The organism is Pseudomonas sp. PDM24 (genome assembly GCF_019218905.1).
In the GTDB taxonomy this organism is placed as follows: domain Bacteria; phylum Pseudomonadota; class Gammaproteobacteria; order Pseudomonadales; family Pseudomonadaceae; genus Aquipseudomonas.
Genome location: NZ_JAHUWR010000001.1, coordinates 1,004,204 through 1,027,278 on the forward strand (window position 1 = coordinate 1,004,204; position 23,075 = coordinate 1,027,278).

General features: G+C 61.5%; 15 protein-coding genes and 1 pseudogene. 3 read left to right on the plus strand and 13 right to left on the minus strand.

Annotation, left to right across the window (positions count from 1 at the left end):
* Positions 1–105: 105 nt before the first annotated feature.
* The 10 genes from KW837_RS04725 to KW837_RS04770 all read right to left on the minus strand — a co-directional run bounded on the left by KW837_RS04725 (position 106) and on the right by KW837_RS04770 (position 13,356).
* Positions 106–702, minus strand: a complete 597-nt coding sequence (locus KW837_RS04725; RefSeq protein WP_218394691.1) for a glutathione S-transferase — start codon at positions 700–702, stop codon at positions 106–108.
* Positions 699–4,340, minus strand: a complete 3,642-nt coding sequence (locus tag KW837_RS04730) for an AAA family ATPase (protein WP_218394692.1) — start codon at positions 4,338–4,340, stop codon at positions 699–701. Before KW837_RS04730 ends, KW837_RS04725 begins: the two co-directional genes overlap by 4 nt.
* Complete coding sequence (locus KW837_RS04735) at positions 4,337–5,581, minus strand: exonuclease SbcCD subunit D C-terminal domain-containing protein (protein WP_218394693.1); 1,245 nt, start codon at positions 5,579–5,581, stop codon at positions 4,337–4,339. The genes KW837_RS04730 and KW837_RS04735 overlap by 4 nt, the downstream gene beginning before the upstream one ends.
* 266 nt (positions 5,582–5,847) lie before the next feature.
* Entirely contained in the window at positions 5,848–7,497 is a 1,650-nt protein-coding gene (locus tag KW837_RS04740) for a BatD family protein (RefSeq protein ID WP_218394694.1), read from the minus strand.
* A complete protein-coding gene (locus KW837_RS04745) occupies positions 7,494–9,230 on the minus strand; it encodes a tetratricopeptide repeat protein (RefSeq protein ID WP_218394695.1) in 1,737 nt (578 codons plus the stop codon). Before KW837_RS04745 ends, KW837_RS04740 begins: the two co-directional genes overlap by 4 nt.
* A complete protein-coding gene (locus tag KW837_RS04750) occupies positions 9,227–10,321 on the minus strand; it encodes a VWA domain-containing protein (RefSeq protein WP_123494329.1) in 1,095 nt (364 codons plus the stop codon). Before KW837_RS04750 ends, KW837_RS04745 begins: the two co-directional genes overlap by 4 nt.
* Positions 10,314–10,808: a DUF4381 domain-containing protein gene (locus tag KW837_RS04755; protein WP_123494331.1), complete on the minus strand. Its 495-nt coding sequence runs from the start codon at positions 10,806–10,808 to the stop codon at positions 10,314–10,316. The genes KW837_RS04750 and KW837_RS04755 overlap by 8 nt, the downstream gene beginning before the upstream one ends.
* Positions 10,805–11,749: a DUF58 domain-containing protein gene (locus KW837_RS04760; protein ID WP_218394696.1), complete on the minus strand. Its 945-nt coding sequence runs from the start codon at positions 11,747–11,749 to the stop codon at positions 10,805–10,807. Before KW837_RS04760 ends, KW837_RS04755 begins: the two co-directional genes overlap by 4 nt.
* A 5-nt stretch (positions 11,750–11,754) precedes the next feature.
* Positions 11,755–12,714, minus strand: a complete 960-nt coding sequence (locus tag KW837_RS04765; protein ID WP_008067939.1) for a MoxR family ATPase — start codon at positions 12,712–12,714, stop codon at positions 11,755–11,757.
* A gap of 288 nt (positions 12,715–13,002) precedes the next feature.
* On the minus strand, positions 13,003–13,356 hold the full coding sequence (locus KW837_RS04770; protein ID WP_218394697.1) for a hypothetical protein: 354 nt from the start codon (positions 13,354–13,356) through the stop codon (positions 13,003–13,005).
* A 502-nt stretch (positions 13,357–13,858) separates the two neighbouring features.
* Here KW837_RS04770 and KW837_RS04775 point away from each other — a divergent pair.
* Positions 13,859–18,766 carry an NAD-glutamate dehydrogenase gene (locus KW837_RS04775; RefSeq protein ID WP_218394698.1) on the plus strand — a complete coding sequence of 1,636 codons (4,908 nt, stop codon included), beginning with the start codon at positions 13,859–13,861 and terminating at the stop codon, positions 18,764–18,766.
* Between the two features lie 200 nt (positions 18,767–18,966).
* Here the strand turns inward: KW837_RS04775 and KW837_RS28690 are convergent.
* The 3 genes and pseudogenes from KW837_RS28690 to KW837_RS04785 all read right to left on the minus strand — a co-directional run.
* Positions 18,967–19,044, minus strand: a pseudogene (locus KW837_RS28690) (cupin domain-containing protein); the annotation flags it as partial.
* Positions 19,045–19,201: 157 nt separating this feature from the next.
* The gene (locus KW837_RS04780) at positions 19,202–19,495 is read right to left on the minus strand and encodes a putative quinol monooxygenase (RefSeq protein WP_063343499.1); all 294 of its coding nucleotides are present in this window, start codon (positions 19,493–19,495) and stop codon (positions 19,202–19,204) included.
* Between the two features lie 123 nt (positions 19,496–19,618).
* Positions 19,619–21,052: a PLP-dependent aminotransferase family protein gene (locus KW837_RS04785; RefSeq protein ID WP_218394699.1), complete on the minus strand. Its 1,434-nt coding sequence runs from the start codon at positions 21,050–21,052 to the stop codon at positions 19,619–19,621.
* A gap of 205 nt (positions 21,053–21,257) precedes the next feature.
* Here KW837_RS04785 and KW837_RS04790 point away from each other — a divergent pair, with 205 nt between their 5' ends.
* Together KW837_RS04790 and KW837_RS04795 are read left to right on the plus strand one after the other, a co-directional pair.
* Positions 21,258–21,698 carry a carboxymuconolactone decarboxylase family protein gene (locus KW837_RS04790; protein ID WP_218394700.1) on the plus strand — a complete coding sequence of 147 codons (441 nt, stop codon included), beginning with the start codon at positions 21,258–21,260 and terminating at the stop codon, positions 21,696–21,698.
* Between the two features lie 228 nt (positions 21,699–21,926).
* On the plus strand, positions 21,927–22,904 hold the full coding sequence (locus tag KW837_RS04795) for a LysR family transcriptional regulator (protein WP_218394701.1): 978 nt from the start codon (positions 21,927–21,929) through the stop codon (positions 22,902–22,904).
* Positions 22,905–23,075 lie beyond the last annotated feature (171 nt).

The following is a 23,075-nucleotide window of genomic DNA, read 5'->3' on the forward strand; positions in this document are numbered from 1 at the left end:
CCCTGTAGGAGCGAGGCTTGCCCGCGAAAGGGTCATAACAGTCAGCATAGATATTGACTGACACAGCGCTTTCGCGGGCAAGCCTCGCTCCTACAGGGGGCTTGGTTATTTCTTCATTATTGATGTGAACAGGTCTGACTCGATGAAGCGCTGCAACCACGCCTGCAACCGCACATAAGGCGTCTGCCCGAACCACTCGCGATCCACGTGGGCGAATTGCCGCACGAACGGCATCAGGGCGATATCCGCCAGGCTCGGATGCCCGGCCAGCAGGTAGTCACGCCCCTCCAGCAATTCATCCAGCTTGCCCAAGAACACCTCGCCCTCGGCGCGATAAACAGCCATCGGCTGCTCGGGATAACGCTCGGCGTACTTGTAGTGATTCAGATGCACCTTGAACACTTGATCGTTCTCTTCGATCAACGCGGCGCTGTGTTGCTGTGCTTGCGGATCATCCTTGAGTAACCAGTCCTGCGGATCGTTTTGCGCCAGCGCCCAGCGCATGATGTCCAGGCTCTCATCGATCACCCGCCCATCCACACTCAGCACCGGCACCGTGCCTTTGCTCGACAGTGCGAGCATTTCGGCCGGTTTGGCCTTGAGGCTGACCTCGACAATCTGCACCGCAACCCCCGAATAGCGCAGCGCCATGCGTGCGCGCATGGCGTAGGGGCAGCGGCGGAACGAATACAGCGTATTCATTTCACCTCCAGCGTACTCAGGCCGTTGCCTTGACGGTGAACCTGGATTTGCACCGGGATCCGTTCATGCATTTCCTGCACGTGGGAAATCACCGCGACCTTGCGTCCTTGCGCCTGCAAACCGTCGAGAGCGTCCATGGCCAGTTGCAGGGATTCAGGATCGAGACTGCCGAAGCCTTCGTCGATGAACAGCGATTCGATTTTCAGCGTGCTCGAAGCCATCGACGCCAAACCAAGCGCCAGGGCGAGTGACACCAGGAACGTCTCGCCGCCGGACAGCGAATGCACCGAGCGCAGTTCGTCGCCCATCTCGGTGTCCATCACCAATAACCCGAGCATGCTGCCGCCGCGTTTCAAGCGATAGCGCCGCACCAGTTGCCGCAGCTGGACGTTGGCGTGATGCACCAGCAAATCGAGGTTGTAGGCCTGGGCGATCTTGCGGAAGGTGTCGCCGGTGGCGGAACCGATCAGCGCACTCAAACGTGCCCAGCGCTGGTACTCGGCGTAGGCGTCGGCAATCTGCTGCGCCAGCGCCTGATTGGCATTCTGTCGACGTTGATCCTCGGCCTGTTCGGCGCGCAATTCGGCGCATCGGTGCTCGCTGGCGGCGAACAGGTTTTGCAGCTCGGCCAGCGTCGTGGCCAGTTGTTCTGCATCGAGATTGCCGTTGTGCTGCGCCTGATGATCGAGCAAGCGCTGATCGCGTTCCTGCAAAAGCACCTTGGCTTGCTCGATGGCTTTTTCGCTCTGCTGCAAACGTTGACGCAGTTCGCTGACCTGTTGGTCGTCGATGCCGAGCAAATCTTCCAGTCCGCCGTCGTCCAGTTCTGGATGTTGTGCGCGCCAGTCGGCGATCTTGGCGCTCAGCTCGCGGTCTTCGGTTTCCAGCGCTAGCAGTCGTTCTTGCTGAGCCTTCAGCTCAGCGGCCAGTTGCACAAGCCGCGTGCGCACGGTTTGCAGTTCCTGATTGGCCGTCGCTTCGGCAGTGCGCGCCTGCTCGACGGCCTGATCCAGTTGCTGCTGCCACTGTTCGGCGCTGGCATGTTCGCCCAGCAGTTGCGTCAGTTTTTCCTGGCAAGCCTGTTGCTGCCCGGTCAGCGCCGTGAACTGCTGCTGCGCAGCTTCCTGTTGCTGGATGCGGGTCTGCTGTTGGTACTGTTCTTTCTCCAGCGTCTGCTGGCGCTGTTGCTGTTCGCCGAGTTCTTCGCGCTGCTGGTCGAGTTGTTGCAGGCGCTGGGCGATCTGCCGGTCGAGCTGCATGAAGGTCGCGGCGGGTTCGTTGCGCAAGGCCTCCAGCGTGTCAGCCGGGAGCAGGGTGCTGAACGCCTTCAGTTCTTCATCCAGACGATGGCGATCACTGCTCAATTCACGTTGTTGGTTGATCAGGTGTTGTGTGGCTTGCTGACTCGCCGTTTCAGCACTGCGCAGTTGTTGCGCAAGGCGCGCGGCATCCTGTTGCAGGGTGAGCAGGGCGGTTTGCCGTTGTTCATCCTGCGTGATGCTCTGGTTTAACTGGCTGCTTTGTTGCGTTAGCCAGGCATCACGTTTACTTGCGTCCTGGGCCAACAGTTGCGCGGACAGTGGGTGCGCCTCCAAGCTCGGGGTCAGGCCTTGTTGCTGACTCGCGAGTTGTTCCTGCTGTTGCAGCAATTCCTTTTGCTGGGCAATCAAACCGCCGACTTCGGCACGCAGATCGGTGAGTTTTTCCTTGAGCAGGTCGACGGCTTTCTGAGCGTTGGCCTGTTCGCTTTCATCATGCCGGCCGAGGCTTTGCAGCAAGGCTTCAGGCTGATGATAAGGATGATCCGGGCTGCCACAAACCGGGCACGGCTGATCGTCCTGCAACTGCGCGCGCAGTTCTTCGACACTGGCACTGCGCGCCAGACGCTGACGTTCCAGCAGTTCGCGGGTAACGGTCAGGGTCTGTTCGGCGACGGTCAGCTCGGCCTTGGTCTTCACCCCGTCCTGGGTCAGACGATCGCGGTCTTGCTGAACGGCGAGTTGCCGCTGCTGAAGCTCGGCGCCGCGTTTGCCCAGTTCCTGCTGGCTGGCCCACAGCCGGGTCAGCTCTTCAACGGCCCGCAGTTGCTTGCGGTTGTCCTGCAGCAAACTGCCGAGAATCTGAATCTGCTCGGCCACCGCTTCAGGCTCGGCGCCGGCTTCTTTGTACAGCACCTCAAGGCTCTGGCGCTGGGTGGCCAGTTCGTCGGCGGCACGAGTGGCGCTTTGCTCGAGAGCGGCCAGTTCGGCCTGGCCCTTGTTCAGGCGATTACCGATCAGCATCAGTTGTTGCAGGCGATCGCGGTAGGCGTTCCAGGCATCGCTTAACGGCGCCAGATGGGTGCTCTGCTCAAGCTCCCCGGCAATCCGCTGCAACCGTTCGGCGACCTGTTTCTGTTGCTCGAGCAAACCCTGAATCGCGCCCTGGCCCTGAGTGCAGGCCAGTTCCGCCTGCTGCTTGAGGTCGGCACTGAGGCTGGCGTCCTTGACCAGGCGGGCGAGGGTGCTTTGCGCTTCGAAGGCCTGGCGCAGAAGCGGTGCGCTGGAGGTGTGTTGGCTTTGCGCTTGGGTCAGCGCCGTTTGCGCAGCGCTCAGGCTTTGTTCAAGTTGAGTCTGTCGCTCGGTCAGTTCGCTTTGCTGTTGCGTGTGTTGCTGAATCTGCGCCGCCAACGGCGTGAGCTGGGCGGTAAGTTCGGTCTTGCGGGCGAACTGATGCCGTTGCGGGGCCAATTGCTCCAGACGAGTCAGCTTCAAGCGCTCGCCGGCCAGGCTGTTCCAGTGTTGCCGGGCAGATTGCAGTTGCTCGGTGGCGCTCTGTTGCGAGTCTTGCAACTGGCGCAGGTCCTTGAGCCAGGTGTGTTGCAACTCCAACTGTTTGAGCTGCGCCTGCTGGGTCTTGAGTTGCTGCTGAGCGTCGTTGAAGCGCTCATCGAGTTCGGCCCGGGCTTCTGGCGACAGCGGCGTGACCCCGGTGGCCTGATCCTGCAATAACTTGTGGGCTTCGCGGGCTTCTTTGGTCTTGTCGAAGGCGCGGCGACCGAGACGGGTGTAGAGCGCGGTGTCGGTGAGCTTTTCCAGCAGCTCGCTGCGGTCGTTGTCGTCAGCCTTGAGGAAGGCGCTGAACTCGCTCTGAGCCAGCATTACGGCGCGGGTGAACTGTTCGAAGTTCAGGCCCAGCGCGGCTTCGAGCTGAGCTTTGTATTCGCCTTTCTGGCTGGCCAGCAGTTGATCCTGATCGATGTCACGCAGGCTCTGGCGACTGGCTTGCAGCTTGCCGCCGGCCTTTTCCCGGGCGCGATTGGCCTCCCAACGAGCGCGATAGCGGCGACCGTCGATGCCGACGAAATCCACTTCTGCATACCCTTCGCCGGTGCCACGCCGCAGCAGGGTGCGCGGGTCGCCGGTGCCGATTTCGCCATCGGCGTCCGGGACCTTGGCGTCGCGACCGGTGTTGTTCAGGCGCGGCACGGCGCCAAACAGCGCCAGGCACAGGGCGTCGAGCAGTGTGCTTTTGCCCGCACCGGTCGGCCCGGTAATCGCGAACAGGCCGGCACTGGCCAAGGGCTCCGCAGTGAAGTCGATTTCAAACGGCCCAGCCAGGGAGGCGAGGTTTTTCAGGCGGATCGCGAGAATTTTCATGGCTGTTCGCTCTCCATCTGCACGTCTTGCAACAGCTCGGCGAAGTCCTTGAGCGTTTGCTCGTCGACCTCGCTGCCGTAGTTGTCCTGCCACGCGCGGCTGAACAGTTCCTGGGGCGAAAGCTGATCCAGTTCGATCAAGGTTGCGCCGTCATCGACGCCGTCGCGGCTGCCGTTGCCGGCGTACTCGGCAGCGATCCGCACCAGCCGCACGGCCTTGCCTTGCAGCGCTGTTTCCACTTGATGGCGCAGGTCCGGTTGCGGTTCGTCGAGACGGACCCGCACTTCCAGCCACGGTTGACGCTGGATATCGGCGAGCAGGTCGATGTTGGGCAGGTCGGCCAGTTGCAACAGGATTTCCGCCAACGGCGCGGTGCCGAGGCGTTGCAAGTGGACAGAGCGCGGAATCAGGCGCGGTTCGACGCTGACCAATGTTTCGCCATCGAGCTGAATGTCGAGGATCTGATGCTGGTAATTGATCTCGGAGAACGACAACGGAATCGGCGAGCCGCAGTAGCGGATGCGCTCTTCACCGTTGACCTTCTGCGGCTTGTGCAAATGCCCGAGGGCGACATAACTGATGCTCGGCCCGAACAGACTGGCGGGCAGGGCTTCGGCGTTGCCAATGATCAAACTGCGTTCGGAGTCTTCCGAGACCGAACCGCCAGCCATGTGCGCATGGCTGATGGCGATCAGCGCCTGGCCCGGCTTGCGCTTGGCGTTGGCCGCTTCAATCAGCCATTCATGAACCTGGCCGATGCCGCGCAAGTAGTTATCACCCAAATGCGCGCCGGTCACTTCGGCGGGGCGCAAGAACGGCAACGCCAGGCACCAGGCGGCAATTTCGCCGCTGGCATCCGGCAACGGCAATAACAGACGTTCGGCATCCAGTTGGCCGTCATCGAGCCACAGCACACGACCGAGGGCGTGAGTGCGTAAACGCCGCATCAACGGCGCGGGCAGTTCGATTCGCGAACCGGAGTCGTGGTTGCCGGCGATCATCACGATGGTCAGCAACGGCTGCTGTTCGTGGGCGCTGACGATGAAATCGTAGAGGCGTTCCTGGGCTTTTACCGGCGGGTTGACCGTGTCAAAGATATCGCCGGCGATCAGCAGCACATCGGGCTGGTCCAGCTTCAGCTGACGCAGCAGCCAGTCGAGAAAGCAGGCATGCTCGAAATCGCGCTCCTGGCCGTGCAGGTTCTGCCCAAGGTGCCAGTCGGAGGTGTGAAACAGACGCAAGGCGTACTCCGTAGGAAATAAGGTAATGGTCGCGAGGAAAATGACAGCGACTAAAGGGAGGAGAGTTTACTGGCAAATGTGCAAAGGAACACGGGTTTGGGGGATGTCGAAGCTTTGCAGAGGAACACGGTCCCTGTAGGAGCGAGGCTTGCCCGCGAAGAACGATGACGCGGTCTAACAGATGCATCGAGTCATCGTTCTTCGCGGGCAAGCCTCGCTCCTACAGGGGATTGGTGTGCCTCGGCAGGAGGCTGCGATCTTTTGATCTATTTCGGATACAACGGCGGCAACCCGGTATCGCCAAGCAGGTCTTGAACCCCTTCGGCCGTCGGGATTGCACGAATCGCGCGCCAGAGATCTTCGCCCTGCCAGTACTGGCCGGTTTCGCTGTACAGCGCGCCGTTCAGGCCGTCCAGTGCATCGGACAGCGGCACAAAACGCGCCGCCATGTCGGCCAGGGTTTCCGGTTGTTGTCGTGCCCAGGCGTCGAGGGCCTGGCGGGTGGCGTGGGAGTCGTTGGCCTGGCAGGCGCGCTTGAGGTCGTCGAGCAGGGTGCGTGGGCTCGGGCCGGTCTGCGCCACCCGCAGGATCGCCGGTTGCCAGCGGGCGCGCCACCAGAGGCCGAAGCCCAGCAGGGTGGTGCAGGCCAGGATCACGGTGCTGAGTTTCCACCAGAGGGCTTCGTTGTTGGCTCCGGACATCACCTGCGGGCTGCCCGCCGGAGTATCGACGATCAGGCTCGGATTGCTCGCCACTTGCAGCGTGCGGGCCGGCAGGCTGCTGTGTTCCAGATGATCCTCGAAGGTGTTCCACCAGACCACTTCAACGCTGGGCAAGTCAATGTTGCCGGTGCGGGTCGGCACCAGGGCTTCACGGTCCTCACGACTGCCGATCAAGCCACGCTCGCTGCTCTGGTTGCCCAGCACCGGTTGATCCGGGTAGCGCCGCAGGCCGTTGATCTCGGTGGCAGGCAACGGTGGCAGTTGCGAACTGGCGAGGCCTTCGGCGTTCAGGGTCAGGCTGCGGGTCAGCGAGTCGCCGACCTGCAAATGATCCGGTTCCGGGCTCCAGCTTTCGCCGAGGCTCAGGCTGCGGGCCGGCAGCCAGGGAACATCGGCCGGATACGTGTCGGGTTTGGCCTTGACCGTCAGCGGGATCTCGGCGGATTTGACGCGCATCTGCTTGCCCGGTTTCGGCCCTTGAGGTGTTGCGTCCTGGGATGGCCGGGTATCGACCGGCGTGGCACTGAACATCTGCGCCGGAATGGTCAATTCACCGCTGTGCTGCGGGTAGATCGCGTAACGCATTTCGATCACGCCATGGCGCAATCCGTTGATGACTTTTTCGTAGGTGCGCGAGTCGCCCAGCTGTTCGATGCGTGCATCGGGAATCTGCAACGGGGTCAGGCTGCTGTCGTCGTACAGCGACACCGAATGGTAGATGCGCAAAGTCAGGATCGCCTGAGCCTGCACATAGACGCTGTTCTGGTCGAGGCTGGCCTCGATGAACACCGGTGCCAGTGTGTTGCTGCTGTCCTGGGTTTCGCTCTCGATCACCTGCACGGTAATCGGCTGGCTCTGGACGTCGCCCAGTTGCAGCGACGGAATCACCACGCTGCCGTTTTGCCGGGGCAGCAGGGTGATGATCCAGCGGGTGGTCGCCTGAGTGTTGCCGTTGAGGGTGTTCAGTTGGTTGACCTGGCGGGTGCCGCGCACTTCGAACAGCGGCTCCAGCGGGGACAGGTCGGGTTTGCCGAACTGGGTCACGTCGCTGGTCTCCAGGGTCAGTTCGACCGTCTCGCCGGAATTCAGGCGGCTGCGATCGACGCTGGCGACCAGCTCCGCAGCCTGGGCCTGAACGGTGCAGAGCAACAGGGCGGGCAACAATGCGAGCAAGAAGGCGGTGAAGCGGGTCATCGAGTTTTTTCCTGATCCTGATGTTGTTGCTGTTCGTACCAGAATTTGCGTCTGAGCAGTTCGCCGGGGTCATCCGGGATATTGCGCAGCCATTGCTCCAGCGCCTGGCGCTGTTCGCCTTCCATCATGTCGCTGGCCGGGCGTCGCGGTGGCGTGGTGCTTTGCTCATCGCCCAACTCGCTGCCCGGGACTTCATTGGCGCCCGGTTGCGGTGGCGTCGTGGGCGGCTGCCCGGCGTCCGGGGTGGTTTGCTCGGCGTCGGTTTTCGGCTCGCCATTGCTGGGTTGGGTGGAGCTGCCCGGCGGCGGTTCCTGGGTGATGGTTTCGGTTTTGCCATCGGCGGTTTTGTCCGGCTCGACGGGCGGCGCTGAGGTTTTCTGCTTGAGCAGGCTTTCCACCAGTGCCTTGTTGGTCAGGGCCGGGCGCAGGTCCGGTTGACGTTCCAGCGCTTGATCGTAAGCATCCAGTGCCGCTTCCAGCTCACCACTTTTGGCCAGGGCGTTACCCCGATTGTAGTGGGCGTGGGCATCGGTGCCTTGGGTAAACCGCTGGGCGGCGCCACTGTAGTCGCCGGCCTCATAGAGCGCCACGCCTTGCCACTGCGGATCTTCGAAATGCTGCGCGGCCTCGGCCGGGCGTTTTTGTTTGAGCAAATGCAGGCCTTGCTGATCGGGACGCAGCCACAAGTCTTCGAAATCGAAGGCGTAGCTCGGTTGCGGCAGCAGGAACAGCAGCGGCAGGCAGAACAGCCAACCGCGGCGCCCGGCACAGGCGGCCAGCAATAACAGCGGCAGCAGCAGCCAATAGCCCTGATCGGCCCAAGTGTCGAGGCGCAATGTCTGACCGTCGTTGCGCAGATCTCGTGGGCCATCAAGCAGGCCGAGGCCGCGCAGGTCGGCATCGTCCAGACGCGCCTGGCGATAACGTCCGCCCAGGCCGTTGGCAAAGGCTTTGAGGCTGGGGCCGTCCAGGCGGGGCACCAGAATGGCGCCCAGGTCATCCTTGAGGAAACTGCCGTCATCCTGCGCGACCGGCGCCCCTTCGGCGGTGCCGATACCGAGCATCAGAAATTGCGTGGACCTGTCGTCCAGCGTCTGACGAATCCCTTGGCGCTCCTGTTCCGTCAGCGACGAACCGATCAGCAGGATCCGACCCTGGCCGAGGGCGCCCTGATCCAGCAGCGCAAGGGCCTTGGCCACCGCCAGATCGGCACGATGACCGGCCAGGGGCATCAGCGACGGCTTGAGTGCATCCACCAGGTTGCGGCTGGTCGACAGATCATCCGACAGCGGTACCAAGGTGTGGGCGCTGCCGGCGTAGACGATGATTGCTGTCTGCGCGTCGCTGCGGTTTTGCAGCAGGTCGAACAGTTTGCGCCGGGCATGTTCCAGCCTGTTCGGCGCACTGTCGGTGGCGAGCATTTCCGGGGTCAGCTCAAGCAACACCACCAGCGGGTCGGCGGGTTTCTGGCTGGTTTGTTCGACGCGCTGCCAGCTCGGCCCCAGCAGGGCCAGCACGGTCAGCACCCAGGCCAGACCCAGGGCGACCCATGGCAGTCTGCTTTCGCGACCGCTGCCACCGCTGAGCAACGCGGCATGGAAGGCCGGCGGCAGAATCATTTGCCAGCGCCCGGCGCGTTTTTGCCGGTGCCAGAGTTGCCAGAGCAACCAGCCCAGCAACGGCAGCAACAGCAGCCACCAGGGGCGGAACCAGTGCGGCCAGAGCGCAATCATCGGCGCCTCCGCAGACGCAGGCGTTTAAGCCGCTGACGCCAGTCGGGCAGTTGGGTTTGCAGAAACCGCTCTTTGTTAAACAGCTTCTTGGTAAGCAGCCGCTGCAACGGATTGTCCGGCCAGCGCTCGCGGATCACCAGCAGCATGCTCAACAGCAGCGCCATCGCCAAAGGCCAGTGATACAACGCTTGGGCCGGGCGGGCCTGAGTGGGTTGCTGGGTCACCGGTTCCAGTTTGTCGAGGGTGCGCTTGATCGCCTGCAATTCCTCGCCGTCGTGGGCGCGGAAGTACTGGCCGCCGGTGGCTTGGGCGATGGCTTTCAAGGCCGGTTCGTCGAGGTCCAGGCTCGGGTTGATGCCCAGGAATCCCAGGGTGCCACTTTGTTCCGGGTCGGCGCCGATACCGATCGGGTAGATTTTCACCCCTTCGTTGGCCGCCAGTCGGGCGGCGGTCAGCGGGTCGATCTCGCCGCCATTGTTGGCGCCGTCGGTGACCAGAATCAGCACACGGCTTTGTGCCGGGCGTTGCCGCAGGCGTTTGAGGGCCAGGCCGATGGCATCGCCGATGGCGGTGTTCTTGCCGGCGATACCGATCCGCGCTTCGTCGAGCCACACGCGCACGGTGTGCCGGTCGAAAGTCAATGGCGCTTGAAGGTAGGCCTGACTGCCGAACAGGATCAATCCGACCCGGTCGCCGTCGCGGCTTTCAAGAAAATCACCGAGCAGATGTTGCACGAGTGTCAGTCGGCTGACGTCTTCGTTCTGCCACTGCATGTCGGGGAAATCCATGGAGCCGGACACGTCCACCGCCACCAGCAAGTCGCGGCCGCTGGCGGCAATCGGCAGGGGCTCGCCGAGCCATTGCGGGCGTGCGGCAGCGATCAGCAATAACAGCCATAGCAGAATGAATGGGGCTTGCTGGCGCCACGCCGGCAGATTCGCCCGGGCGCGGCGGCGAGCGAGGCCTTCCAGTTCGTTGAGGAAGCTGACCTTGAGCGCCGGTTCGCCACTGTCGGCCACCGGCAGCAGCACCCGCATCAGCCAGGGCAGTGGCAGCAGGGCGAAGATCCACGGCCAGGCGAACTCAAACATGTTTGCGAATCCAGGTGTCGACCGCTTGAGTCAGGCCAGCGATGGCCTTGTCGTCGAGTTTGCATTCGGGTTTGTAGGCGCCTTCCACCAGCACCATCCAGCGTGTAAGGCCGGCGGCCGGGCAGCGGTTATCAAGGAACGCCAGCCACTTGCGCCCGTTAAGGGTGTGGCTCTGGCTGTAGGGGTAATGGTTGCGACACAGGCGTTTGAGCAAGCCATTGAGTTGCTGCAGCCAGGCGCCAGCCGGGGCTCCGTCGTAAGGTTTGGGCATCAGGGCAAGTTCGGCCAAGGCCGCGAGACGCACCGGGTCCAGCGGTTGTTCGGCGCGCACGACAGGACGTTTGTTCACAATGAAACGGCGCAACTGCCACAGGCCGAAACCGATCAATGGCAGCAATAACAGCAGCAGCCACCAGCCGGGTGCCGGTGGCCAGAAGCCGATCGGAGGCGGGGAAATCAGCGGTTGCAGTTGGTCGAGGCTGCTCATCGACTTTTTCCCGGACGCTGCGGGTTCAGGTATTCGCGCAGTTGCTCGACCATTTCGCTCTGGGTGCTCAAAGGCATCAGCAATACCCGCAGTTTCTGCGCCAGCAGCTCCCAGCGGGCGATGCGCGCTTCAGCCTGTGAGCGATAAGCCTGGCGCAAGTCGAAATTCAACGTGTCGAGTTCCAGCTGTGCGCCCCGTTCCGCAAAGCGTAAAAGCCCGGCAGCGGGCAGGGCGTGATCCAGCGGATCGGACACGGGCAGCAGCAACAGGTCGCAATGGCGTGACAACAGGCTCAACTGTTGCTCGGCACCGTCGGACAAGGCGCGTTCGTCGCAGATCACGATCACCAGGCTGCCGGGGCGCAGTACTTCCCGGGCGCGACGCAGGGCAATGCCGAAGGCGTCGCGGTCCGGCTCGCGTTCAGTGTGCAGCGACTGATTGACCCGCACCAGTCGGTTGAGCAATTGCAGCAGGCTTTGCTTGCTGCGTCGCGGTTTGATCTCGTAGTGCTCGTCGTCGCCGAACACCAGCCCGCCGACCCGGTCGTTATGGCCCAGCGCGGCCCAGCCAATCAGGCTCGCCGCCTGGGCGGCCAGCACTGATTTGAACATCAGTCCGGAGCCGAAAAACAGCCGGCGGCTCTGTTCGACCATGATGAAAATCGGTCGCTCGCGTTCTTCATGGAACAGCTTGGTGTGGGGCTCCTGGGTCCGGGCGGTGACGCGCCAGTCGATGCTTCGCACGTCATCGCCGGCCTGATACACCCGCACCTGATCGAAGTCCACTCCGCGCCCGCGCAGTTTGGAATGGTGCAGGCCGATCAGCGGGCTGCGCTGGCTCGGCGTGGAAAACAACTGCACTTCGCGCACGCGATGACGCATCTGGATCAGCTCGGAAAGGCTGACACGGATGCCCGGCTCGGGCGGCAGGAGGGCGTTCATCGGGGTCAAGCGACGGCTACGACGTCGAGAATCCGCTGGACCACCCGGTCCTGGTCGATGCCAGCGGCTTCGGCTTCAAAGGAAAGAATGATGCGGTGGCGCAACACATCGAACAGCACCGCCTGAATGTCTTCCGGGCTGACGAAATCGCGACCGGCCAGCCAGGCGTGGGCCCGGGCGCAACGGTCCAGGGCGATGGAGCCGCGCGGACTGGCGCCATAGGCGATCCATTCGGCCATTTCCGGGTCGAACTTGGCGGGGATGCGCGTGGCCATGACCAGTTGCACCAGGTATTCCTCCACGGCGTCGGCCATGTACAACCCGAGGATTTCTTTGCGCGCGGCGAAAATCGCCTGCTGGCTGACCCGGCGCTCGGGCTTGGTTTCGCCGTGCAGCGCTTCACCGCGGGCCTGTTGCAGAATCCGCCGTTCGACGGTGGCATCAGGGAAGCCGATTTTCACGTGCATCAGGAAACGGTCGAGCTGGGCTTCGGGCAGCGGGTAGGTGCCTTCCTGCTCGATGGGGTTTTGCGTGGCCATGACCAGAAACAGCGGCGACAGGTCGTAGGTGCTGCGCCCGACGCTGACCTGGCGTTCGCCCATGGCTTCAAGCAGGGCCGACTGAACCTTGGCCGGGGCACGGTTGATTTCGTCCGCCAACACCAGATTGTGGAAGATCGGGCCTTGCTGGAATACGAAACTGCCGGTTTCCGGGCGATAGATTTCCGTGCCGGTGATGTCGGCCGGCAGCAGGTCGGGGGTGAACTGGATGCGATGGAACTGTGCTTCGATGCCTTCGGCGAGCTCTTTGATGGCTTTGGTCTTGGCCAGCCCCGGGGCGCCCTCGACCAGCATGTGGCCGTCGGCGAGCAAGGCGATGAGCAAGCGCTCGATGAGTTTTTCCTGGCCGAGAATCTGCGTTGAAAGAAAGGTTCGCAGCGCGAGCAGCGCTTCACGATGTTCCATCGATGACTGTTCCTGGAAAGGGTGACCGAAGACGTTCGAATAACGCCAGGGCTGGGGGCGTTACTTTAATCCATCGCGGGGGGCGGCGACTAACGGCATTTTGTGCAAAGTGCGGGAATTGATGGGCAAAATTGTTGGAATTTTGTAGGGGGTGGGTATTGCGGTGTTCTTTTGGACGCCTTCGCGGGCAAGCCTCGCTCCTACAGGAACCGAGGCGCCGCGATATTGTGTCTTACGCAAAACCTGTAGGAGCGAGGCTTGCCCGCGAAGGCACCTGCTCAAACACCATCAGAGCTCACTGATGTAAGTACCAGCCCCCTTGAGGATGTTCTGCAAGGTTTCTTCCACCTCAGCCAGGTCCTGCGCATCGGTGCTGTGCAGGATTTCCAGCGAATCTTCGCCATCGAGCACATCGGCGTCCGCGGCGGCGATTTCGATCAGCAGGCGGTCAGGGCTGAGGGTGACTTTCACTCCGTTGAGGGCCGAAGGCTTGTCGTGGAAGATGATCTCTAGCTCATCCTCGTCCGGAAAGCGGCTCATCAGGAACATTTCGCCCTCGGCGCTGGTGCAGCAGAGCATGGCCAAGTTGTCTTCTTCTTCGTCGCACGGGTTGACGATCAAGAGGTCAGTTGTCATTTGCATGGGGAAAATCCTGGCTCGGCGAGCGTGGTGAACGTTACAAAAAGCAATTCTGCCAGCCCTGGGGAATTTCTGCTCGGCTGAGTGTCAGAAGATGTGTCGTGAACATTCGGGGTGTTGCTGGTCATTTTTGGCACGCAGGTGCCGTAAAACCGGGCATAAAGTGCCCGTTTTGCTACACGGCTGCTAATGTTGTTCGAGGCACCTGCCGCACGCTGCGTACCGTTGACCGAATATGTCGCAGCGCTGCAAGCATGGCCCTTGCCGCAGTCGTTAAGCTGCGCAACGGATGAGCACCCGTAAAGGCATTGCCTGTTGCCTTGGCAGTCGTTTTTGCAGATGCCCATTCTTGGAAGGTGAATGTGACCTGAGTGTCTCGTCCAGCTTCATCCACCTGTCATCCTGTTTCCTCTGCCCGAGAATCAGGAACAGGGTGACGGATTGCCCCGAAAGGGGTTTGCACGCGACGCTTCCATCAATAACAAGCCCAAGCGGAGTACCACAGATGGCGTTCTTCACCGCAGCCAGCAAAGCCGACTTCCAGCACCAACTGCAAGCGGCACTGGCGCAGCACATCAGTGAACAGGCACTGCCACAAGTGGCGCTGTTCGCTGAACAATTCTTCGGCATCATTTCCCTGGACGAGCTGACCCAGCGTCGGTTGTCCGACCTCGCCGGCTGCACCCTTTCTGCGTGGCGCCTGCTTGAGCGCTTCGATCACGCGCATCCGCAAGTGCGCGTCTACAACCCCGATTACGAACGCCACGGCTGGCAGTCGACCCACACCGCGGTCGAAGTGCTGCACCACGACCTGCCATTCCTGGTGGACTCGGTGCGCACCGAGCTGAACCGTCGCGGCTACAGCATTCATACCCTGCAAACCACTGTGCTGAGCGTGCGTCGCGGCAGCAAGGGCGAGCTGCTGGAAATCCTGCCCAAAGGCACCCAGGGCGAAGGCATTCTGCAAGAATCGCTGATGTACCTGGAAATCGACCGTTGCGCCAACACGGCCGAACTGAACGTCCTGACCAAAGAGCTGGAGCAGGTTCTCGGTGAAGTCCGCGTCGCGGTCGCCGATTTCGAACCGATGAAAGCCAAGGTCCAGGAGCTGATCGAAGGCATCGACAACAGCCAATTCATCATCGACGCCGACGAAAAGTCCGAAATCAAGAGCTTCCTGGAATGGCTGGTGGGCAACCACTTCACTTTCCTGGGCTACGAAGAATTCGTGGTGGGCGAGGATCAGAACGGCGGTCACATCGAATATGACCAGAACTCGTTCCTCGGCCTGACCAAACTGCTGCGTGCCGGCCTGACCGTCGACGATCTGCGCATCGAAGACTACGCCGTGAACTACCTGCGCGAACCGACACCGCTGTCGTTCGCCAAGGCTGCACACCCAAGCCGTGTCCACCGTCCGGCTTACCCGGATTACGTGTCGATCCGCCAGATCGATGCCGATGGCAAGGTCATCAAGGAATGCCGCTTCATGGGCCTGTACACCTCGTCGGTGTATGGCGAAAGCGTGCGGGTCATTCCTTACATCCGTCGTAAGGTCGAGATCATCGAACAGCGTTCGGGCTTCCAGGCCAAGGCTCACTTGGGCAAGGAACTGGCCCAGGTACTCGAAGTACTGCCCCGCGATGACTTGTTCCAGACCCCGGTGGACGAGCTGTTCACCACCGTGATGTCGATCGTACAGATCCAGGAACGCAACAAGATCCGTGTGTTCCTGCGCAAAGACCCGTACGGCCGTTTCTGCTACTGCCTGGCCTACGTGCCGCGCGACATCTACTCCACCGAAGTGCGCCAGAAGATCCAGCAAGTGCTGATGGATCGCCTGAAAGCCTCGGACTGCGAGTTCTGGACCTTCTTCTCCGAGTCTGTGCTGGCCCGTGTGCAACTGATTCTGCGGGTCGATCCGAAGAACCGTCTGGACATCGACCCGGTTCTGCTGGAAAAAGAAGTGGTACAGGCCTGCCGCAGCTGGCAGGACGACTACGCGAGCCTGGTGGTCGAGAGCTTCGGCGAAGCCCAGGGCACCAACGTGCTGGCCGACTTCCCGAAAGGCTTCCCGGCCGGTTACCGCGAGCGTTTCGCCGCCCACTCGGCTGTGGTCGACATGCAGCACCTGCTGAGCCTGAGCGAAAAAAATCCGCTGGTCATGAGCTTCTATCAGCCGCTGGCCCAGGTCTCCGGTCAGCGCATGCTGCACTGCAAGCTGTATCACGCCGACACCCCGCTGGCGTTGTCCGACGTGTTGCCGATCCTGGAAAACCTCGGCCTGCGCGTGCTGGGTGAGTTCCCGTATCGCCTGCGCCACAACAGCGGCCGCGAATTCTGGATTCACGACTTCGCGTTCACCGCCGCCGAAGGCCTGGAACTCGACATCCAGCAACTCAACGACACCTTGCAGGACGCTTTCGTCCACATCGTGCGTGGCGATGCCGAGAACGATGCCTTCAACCGCCTGGTGCTGACCGCCGGCCTGCCATGGCGCGATGTGGCGCTGCTGCGTGCCTACGCTCGTTACATGAAGCAGATCCGTCTGGGCTTCGACCTGGGTTACATCGCCAGCACCCTGAACAACCACACCGACATCGCTCGCGAGTTGACCCGGTTGTTCAAGACCCGTTTCTACCTGGCGCGCAAGCTTGCCAGCGACGATCTGGAAGACAAGCAGCAACGCCTGGAACACGCGATTCTGGTAGCACTGGACGATGTTCAGGTGCTGAACGAAGACCGCATCCTGCGTCGTTACCTGGACCTGATCAAAGCGACCCTGCGGACCAACTTCTACCAGACCGATGCCCACGGTCAGAACAAGTCCTACTTCAGCTTCAAGTTCAACCCGCACCAGATTCCAGAGCTGCCCAAGCCGGTTCCGAAGTTCGAAATCTTCGTTTACTCGCCTCGCGTCGAAGGTGTGCACCTGCGCTTCGGCAACGTTGCTCGCGGTGGTCTGCGCTGGTCCGACCGTGAAGAAGACTTCCGCACCGAAGTCCTGGGCCTGGTAAAAGCCCAGCAAGTGAAGAACTCGGTCATCGTGCCGGTGGGTGCGAAGGGCGGCTTCCTGCCGCGTCGCCTGCCACTGGGCGGCAGCCGTGACGAGATCGCGGCCGAGGGCATCGCCTGCTACCGCATCTTCATCTCGGGCCTGTTGGACATCACCGACAACCTGAAAGACGGCGCGCTGGTACCGCCGGCCAACGTCGTGCGTCATGACGACGATGACCCGTACCTGGTAGTGGCGGCAGACAAGGGCACTGCGACCTTCTCCGACATCGCCAACGGCATCGCCATCGACTACGGCTTCTGGCTCGGCGACGCCTTTGCGTCCGGTGGCTCGGCTGGTTACGACCACAAGAAAATGGGCATTACCGCCAAGGGCGCGTGGGTCGGCGTACAACGCCACTTCCGTGAGCGCGGCATCAATGTTCAGGAAGACAGCATCACTGTGGTGGGCGTCGGCGACATGGCCGGTGACGTGTTCGGTAACGGCTTGCTGATGTCCGACAAGCTGCAACTGGTCGCTGCGTTCAACCACTTGCACATCTTCATTGACCCGAACCCGGAGCCTGCCAACAGCTTCGCCGAGCGTCAGCGTCTGTTCGACTTGCCGCGTTCGGCGTGGTCGGACTACGACACCAGCATCATGTCCGAAGGCGGCGGGATCTTCTCGCGTAGCGCAAAAAGCATCGCGATTTCCCCGCAGATGAAAGAGCGTTTCGACATTCAGGCTGACAAGCTGACCCCGACCGAACTGCTCAATGCCTTGCTCAAGGCACCGGTAGACCTGTTGTGGAACGGCGGTATCGGCACCTACGTGAAAGCCAGCACCGAAAGCCACGCCGATGTCGGCGACAAGGCCAACGATGCACTGCGCGTGAACGGCAACGAACTGCGCTGCAAAGTCGTGGGCGAGGGCGGTAACCTCGGTATGACTCAGCTGGGTCGTGTCGAATTCGGCCTCAATGGCGGCGGTTCCAACACCGACTTCATCGACAACGCCGGTGGTGTGGACTGCTCCGACCACGAAGTAAACATCAAGATCCTGCTGAACGAAGTCGTGCACGCCGGTGACATGACCGACAAGCAACGTAACCAGTTGCTGGCGAGCATGACCGACGAAGTCGGCAACCTGGTGCTTGGTAACAACTACAAGCAGACTCAGGCCCTGTCCCTGGCGGCACGTCGTGCCTTCGTGCGGATTGCCGAATACAAACGTCTGATGAACGATCTGGAAGGCCGCGGCAAGCTGGATCGCGCCATCGAGTTCCTGCCGGGTGAAGAAGCGATCAACGAACGCCTCGCGGAAGGCCATGGCCTGACCCGTGCCGAGCTGTCGGTGCTGATCTCCTACAGCAAGATCGACCTCAAGGAAGCGCTGCTCAACTCCCTGGTGCCGGACGACGACTACCTGACCCGCGACATGGAAACCGCTTTCCCACCGACGCTGGTGAGCAAGTTCTCCGCGGCCATGCGCCGTCACCGTCTGAAGCGTGAAATCGTCAGCACCCAGATCGCCAACGATCTGGTGAACCACATGGGCATCACCTTCGTTCAACGACTCAAAGAGTCGACCGGCATGAGCCCGGCGAATGTTGCGGGGGCCTATGTAATAGTTCGGGATATCTTCCACCTCCCGCACTGGTTCCGGCAGATAGAAGCCCTGGATTATCAGGTGTCGGCCGACGTACAACTGGAGCTGATGGACGAGCTGATGCGCCTGGGTCGCCGCGCTACGCGCTGGTTCCTGCGCAGCCGTCGCAACGAGCAGAACGCTGCCCGTGACGTCGCGCACTTCGGTCCGCACCTGGCGGCGTTGGGCCTCAAGCTCGACGAACTGCTGGAAGGCCCGACCCGCGAAGGCTGGCAAACCCGCTACCAGGCTTACGTCGCTGCTGGCGTGCCTGAGTTGCTGGCGCGCATGGTTGCAGGCACCACTCACCTGTACACCTTGCTGCCGATCATCGAAGCTTCGGATGTGACCGGCCAGAACGCAGCTGACGTGGCCAAGGCCTACTTCGCCGTGGGCAGTGCGCTGGACATCACCTGGTACCTGCAACAGATCAGTGCTCTGCCGGTTGAAAACAACTGGCAGGCCCTGGCCCGTGAAGCGTTCCGTGATGACGTCGACTGGCAGCAACGTGCGATCACCATCTCTGTCCTGCAACAGGGCGACGGCACCCAGGACGTGGAAACACGCCTGGCGCTGTGGATGGAAGAGCACGAAGGCATGATCGAACGCTGGCGCGCCATGCTGGTGGAAATCCGTGCCGCCAGCGGCACCGACTACGCCATGTACGCGGTGGCCAACCGCGAACTGCTGGACCTGGCGTTGAGCGGTCAAGCGGTGGTGCCTGCCACTGCGGCTGTCGCTGTCAGCACCGAGCTGGAACCGGCTGCCTGATAAGCGTTGAATGAAAAAGCCCTGTCTCGAAAGAGATGGGGCTTTTTTTTGTCTGAAGGTTTTGTTGTGTCTGGTCGGGCCTCTTCGCGGGCAAGCCTCGCTCCTACAGGTTTTGTGTTGAACGCCGGTTTTGTGGGCACCCGCAATCCCTGTAGGAGCGAGGCTTGCCCGCGAAGAGGCCATCAGCATCGCCTCGGCGATCAGTTCTCCAAAGGAATCAACACTTTCTCATCCGGGGCCAACACCATTAACACCAACAGCTTGGCGGGTTGGGTGGCGCCAATTTTCGGGAGGGAGAGGGGCAATCAAGAACGTTAAGATCAAAAGATCGCAGCCTTCGGCAGCTCACATTGGAATCGCGTACACCCTTGAAACATCGGGAGGACACTATTTCTGTAGGAGCTGCGGAAACGCCGCGATCTTTTGATCTTGCTTTTAAACGATTGGAAAGCTGTTGAAGTCGACGGCATTGGCCAGTCGGCTGTCGATCAGGCCGATAAAGCCTTGCACTTCGGGGCAGTTGAAATGCGATTGCATGGCCGCTTCCGATTGCCAGCGGGCGCTGACTGTCCAGCGGGTGTCGTCCTCGGGGCAGCGGTCGACCATATAGGAGTCACAGCCCGGAAGTTCGCGTAGGGTGTCGACAATCTTTTGCAGTTGCTTACCCAGTTCGTCCGAGCGGCCGGCGGCCGCCTGCACCTTTACGGTGGTAATCACTTCGTTGGACATTGCTCACACTCCTGAATCAGGCCGGACGAATCCTGCTCATTGAGGGATAACGCCCAATCAGGATAGGCCTGCACCCCCAGACCGCCAATAGCCAATCACCGGATAAAGCCGCAGACCAATCCCTCAGCCGAGTTGCTGCAAAATGTCCCTTAACCGGTCCAGGGCGATGTCGATGTCCAGGGTTTCGATCGCGCCGAACCCCAGGAAAAGCCCGGCCCGCGGCGCTTGCTGGTAAAAAAAGCTGTCCAGGGCATAGAGCCCCACTTCGACTTTTTTTGCCAGTTCGATCACCAATGGCATATCGACAGGCACCTTGCACAGCACCGCCATGTGGAACCCGGCCGTGGTTGGCACCGCTTCGAACCACGGTGAAAGGTCGCCGGCCATGCGTGCCAGGATCCGTTCACGACGCCCGGCGTAAATCGTATGGCAGCGCCTGATGTGCTTGAGCAGACAGCCCTCGGCGATGAATTTGGCGAGCGCCCATTGGGGCAGGGTGGAGGTATGCAGGTCGGTGAGCTGCTTGGCGCGGATCACCGCTTCGAGAATCGCCGGCGGCAATATCGCGTACCCGAGCCGCAGCTCCGGCAGCAAGGTCTTCGAAAAAGTGCCGACGTAGGCGACGATGCCGCGCTCATCCAGGCTTTGCAGCGAGTCGGTGGGCCGGCCTTCGTAGCGGAATTCGCTGTCGTAATCGTCTTCGATAATGATCGCCCCCAGCTCATAGGCCCTTGCGAGCAGGGCTTCGCGCCGGGCCTGGCTCATGGGCATGCCCAAAGGGAACTGGTGGGACGGGGTGACGTAAATCAGCCGGGTGCCATCGGGAATGTGCTCGACCTGAATGCCTTGCGCATCCACCGGCACGCCGATCACCGTTGCGCCATGGCTTGCGAACAACAGACGCGCTGGCGGGTAGCCGGGGTCTTCCATGGCGACGAGGCTGCCCGGTTGGGTCAGGACCCGGGAAATCAGGTCCAGCGCCTGTTGCGCGCCGTTGCACACCACCACGTCTTCGTCCTGACAATTGACCCCACGTGAAAACGCAATGTGCCGTGCGATGGCATTGCGCAGCGCCGGCAGGCCTTCGGGCAGGCTATAGAAACCTTTGGAACCGGCCATCTGGCGCAAGGCATGGGAAGTGCAGCGGCGCCAATCGTCCTGCGGAAACTGGCCCTTGCTGGTGGCGCCGCCGATGAACTCGTAACGCAGCGAGCCTTCCAGCGTCGGGTGGCGCAAGAACGTCGGCAGGTTGCGCCAGCGTTCGATGACATCAAAGCTCGCCAGCTCCGAGTGGCTTTGCTTGTGGACGATTTTCGCGGCCCGGGCATTGACGTAAGTGCCTTTGCCGATCACCCCGGTGAGGAAGTTCTCATAGGTCAGTTGCGCATACGTGTCGGAAATGGTCTTGCGCGAGATCCCCAGTTGTTCGGCCAGCAACCGGCTGGGCGGCAGTTGCGTCCCGGCTGTCAGGCGACCGGATTCAATGGCGTCGCGCAGTTGCCGGTACAACTGGCCTGCCAGGTCCTTGCGGCCGTTGATGACAACATGAAGTTCCATACCGGCGGGGCTCCTGGGGCGGTTGAAGCGACTGTGCGTCGCGCCAGATTACCCGCATGAACGGCTGCGCAGAAGTTGCGTGGGCGAAAAACCTGCGATTGGCCTGCTGCCGGGCGGTCCATGGTTTTTTCGACGAATTGGACCTGTGACGCCCGCGGATCAGCCTCTACCTTGGAGTCACCTATCCGATCCACGAGGTCGCCCCATGAACTCCCGTCTGGATTACTACAGCGCATCGCCCAAAGCGATGAAAGCCATGATCGCCATGGAGGCCTTGACCCGCGATCTGAGCATCGAACCGGCCTTGCTGAACCTGATCAAAATCCGCGCCTCGCAGCTCAATGGCTGCGCCTTCTGCACCGACATGCACTCGGTGGACGCGCGCCGCTTCGGTGAGAGCGATCGTCGGCTTTACGCGATCGTGGTCTGGCGCGACAGCAATTTCTTCAATCCTCGGGAGCGAGCTGCCCTGGCCTGGACCGAAGCGGTGACCCTGCTTTCGCAAAGCCACGTGCCGGACGACGTTTACGCTCAGGCCCGGGAGCAGTTCAGCGAAGGTGAACTGGTCGAGCTGACCATGGCTGTCAGCACCATCAACAGCTGGAACCGCCTGGCGGTGAGCTTCCGGCAAACGCCTAGCGGTTAATTCAAGCGCAAACCCTGTGGGAGCGGGCTTGCTCGCGAAGACGGCGGCACAGTCCACATTAATGTCGCCTGACACACCGCTTTCGCGAGCAAGCCCGCTCCCACAGGTTCCGTACCGTGACTGGCCGACATCAGGCGATTTGATCCGGTTTTTGCCCGGCCGTCACATCAAGTTCATAAACAGTCAGCAGGATAAAACGCTCAAGGACAGATCGACAGGGAGTCATCGATGTCATTCATGGAACCCACTGATCGTCAGGGTGTGACCGAGTACCGTTGGCCCGTAGAACAAAACCAATCCTTGCACTCACTGGCCGGAATCGATCCGGTGCTGGTGCAGTCTTTCCGGGTCTGCGCCCGTTGCGGTTGTTTCATGCAAGCGGCCCGCAGCCTCAACATCAAATCGACCCAATTGCGTAAACAACTGGCACAACTTGAAGCGCAACTGCGGCGTTCGCTGTTCAGCCATTCGGGCAATGGCTTTGCCCTCAGTCGTGACGGCTGGCAGCTTCAGGCGCAGTTGATTGCCCTGGCCCGTGAACGCGACTTGCCCGTGATCGAGCAGCCCTTGATTCGCCTGGCCGTCGCCGAGTCGATCCTGCACGACATCCTCGGTCGTGATCTGGTCTCGCTGCTGCGGCGCAACGCCAGTGTGCGTCTGGACATCATTTCCGTGGACAGCGAACTGTCGCTGCGAGCGATCAGCGCCGATGTGGTGGTATGGCTAGCGGGCACCGATTCGCCGTTGCCAGGCCCCAGTTTCGCCATCAGCGAACCCCGGCGTCTGGCACGGCTGGACTATCTGCCGCACATCGCCAAACGGTATTCAAGGGTCGCGGCGCGGCCGGACAGCCTGGGTGACCTGGCCGATTTCATGCTGGTGCAATGGCAGCACGACCGCCACGTCAGCGCTTTTGGGCCGTGGAACAGTCTGGTGGAGCAGCGCCTGGCGGGGGTGGTGCAACTGCATGCCTATGAGCTGATGCTGGAGATGATCCGCTGCAGTGCCTGCATCGGTTTATTGCCGCACTACATGAGCCAATTCGACCGGGGGCTGGTGGCGTTGCCCGGGCTCTTCAAGCAACCGATGCAGCGCCAGGTGTGGATGGCGGTCAATGCCGATTCCCGGAATGAGACCGAGGTGCAGGGGATCGTCGAACTGATCCACAACACCTTCAGCGAGCGGCGGGAGTGGTTCGAAAGTTGACGACTAACTAATGTGGGAGCGGGCTTGCTCGCGAAGGCGGTGTGTCAGGCAACATTGATGTCGACTGACACACCGCCTTCGCGAGCAAGCCCGTCCCCATGCCTCCGTGGAACATGGGAACGATCAATTTCTTTGGCTATCCGCTTGGATATCGGCCGGTGTGGCGGTGAA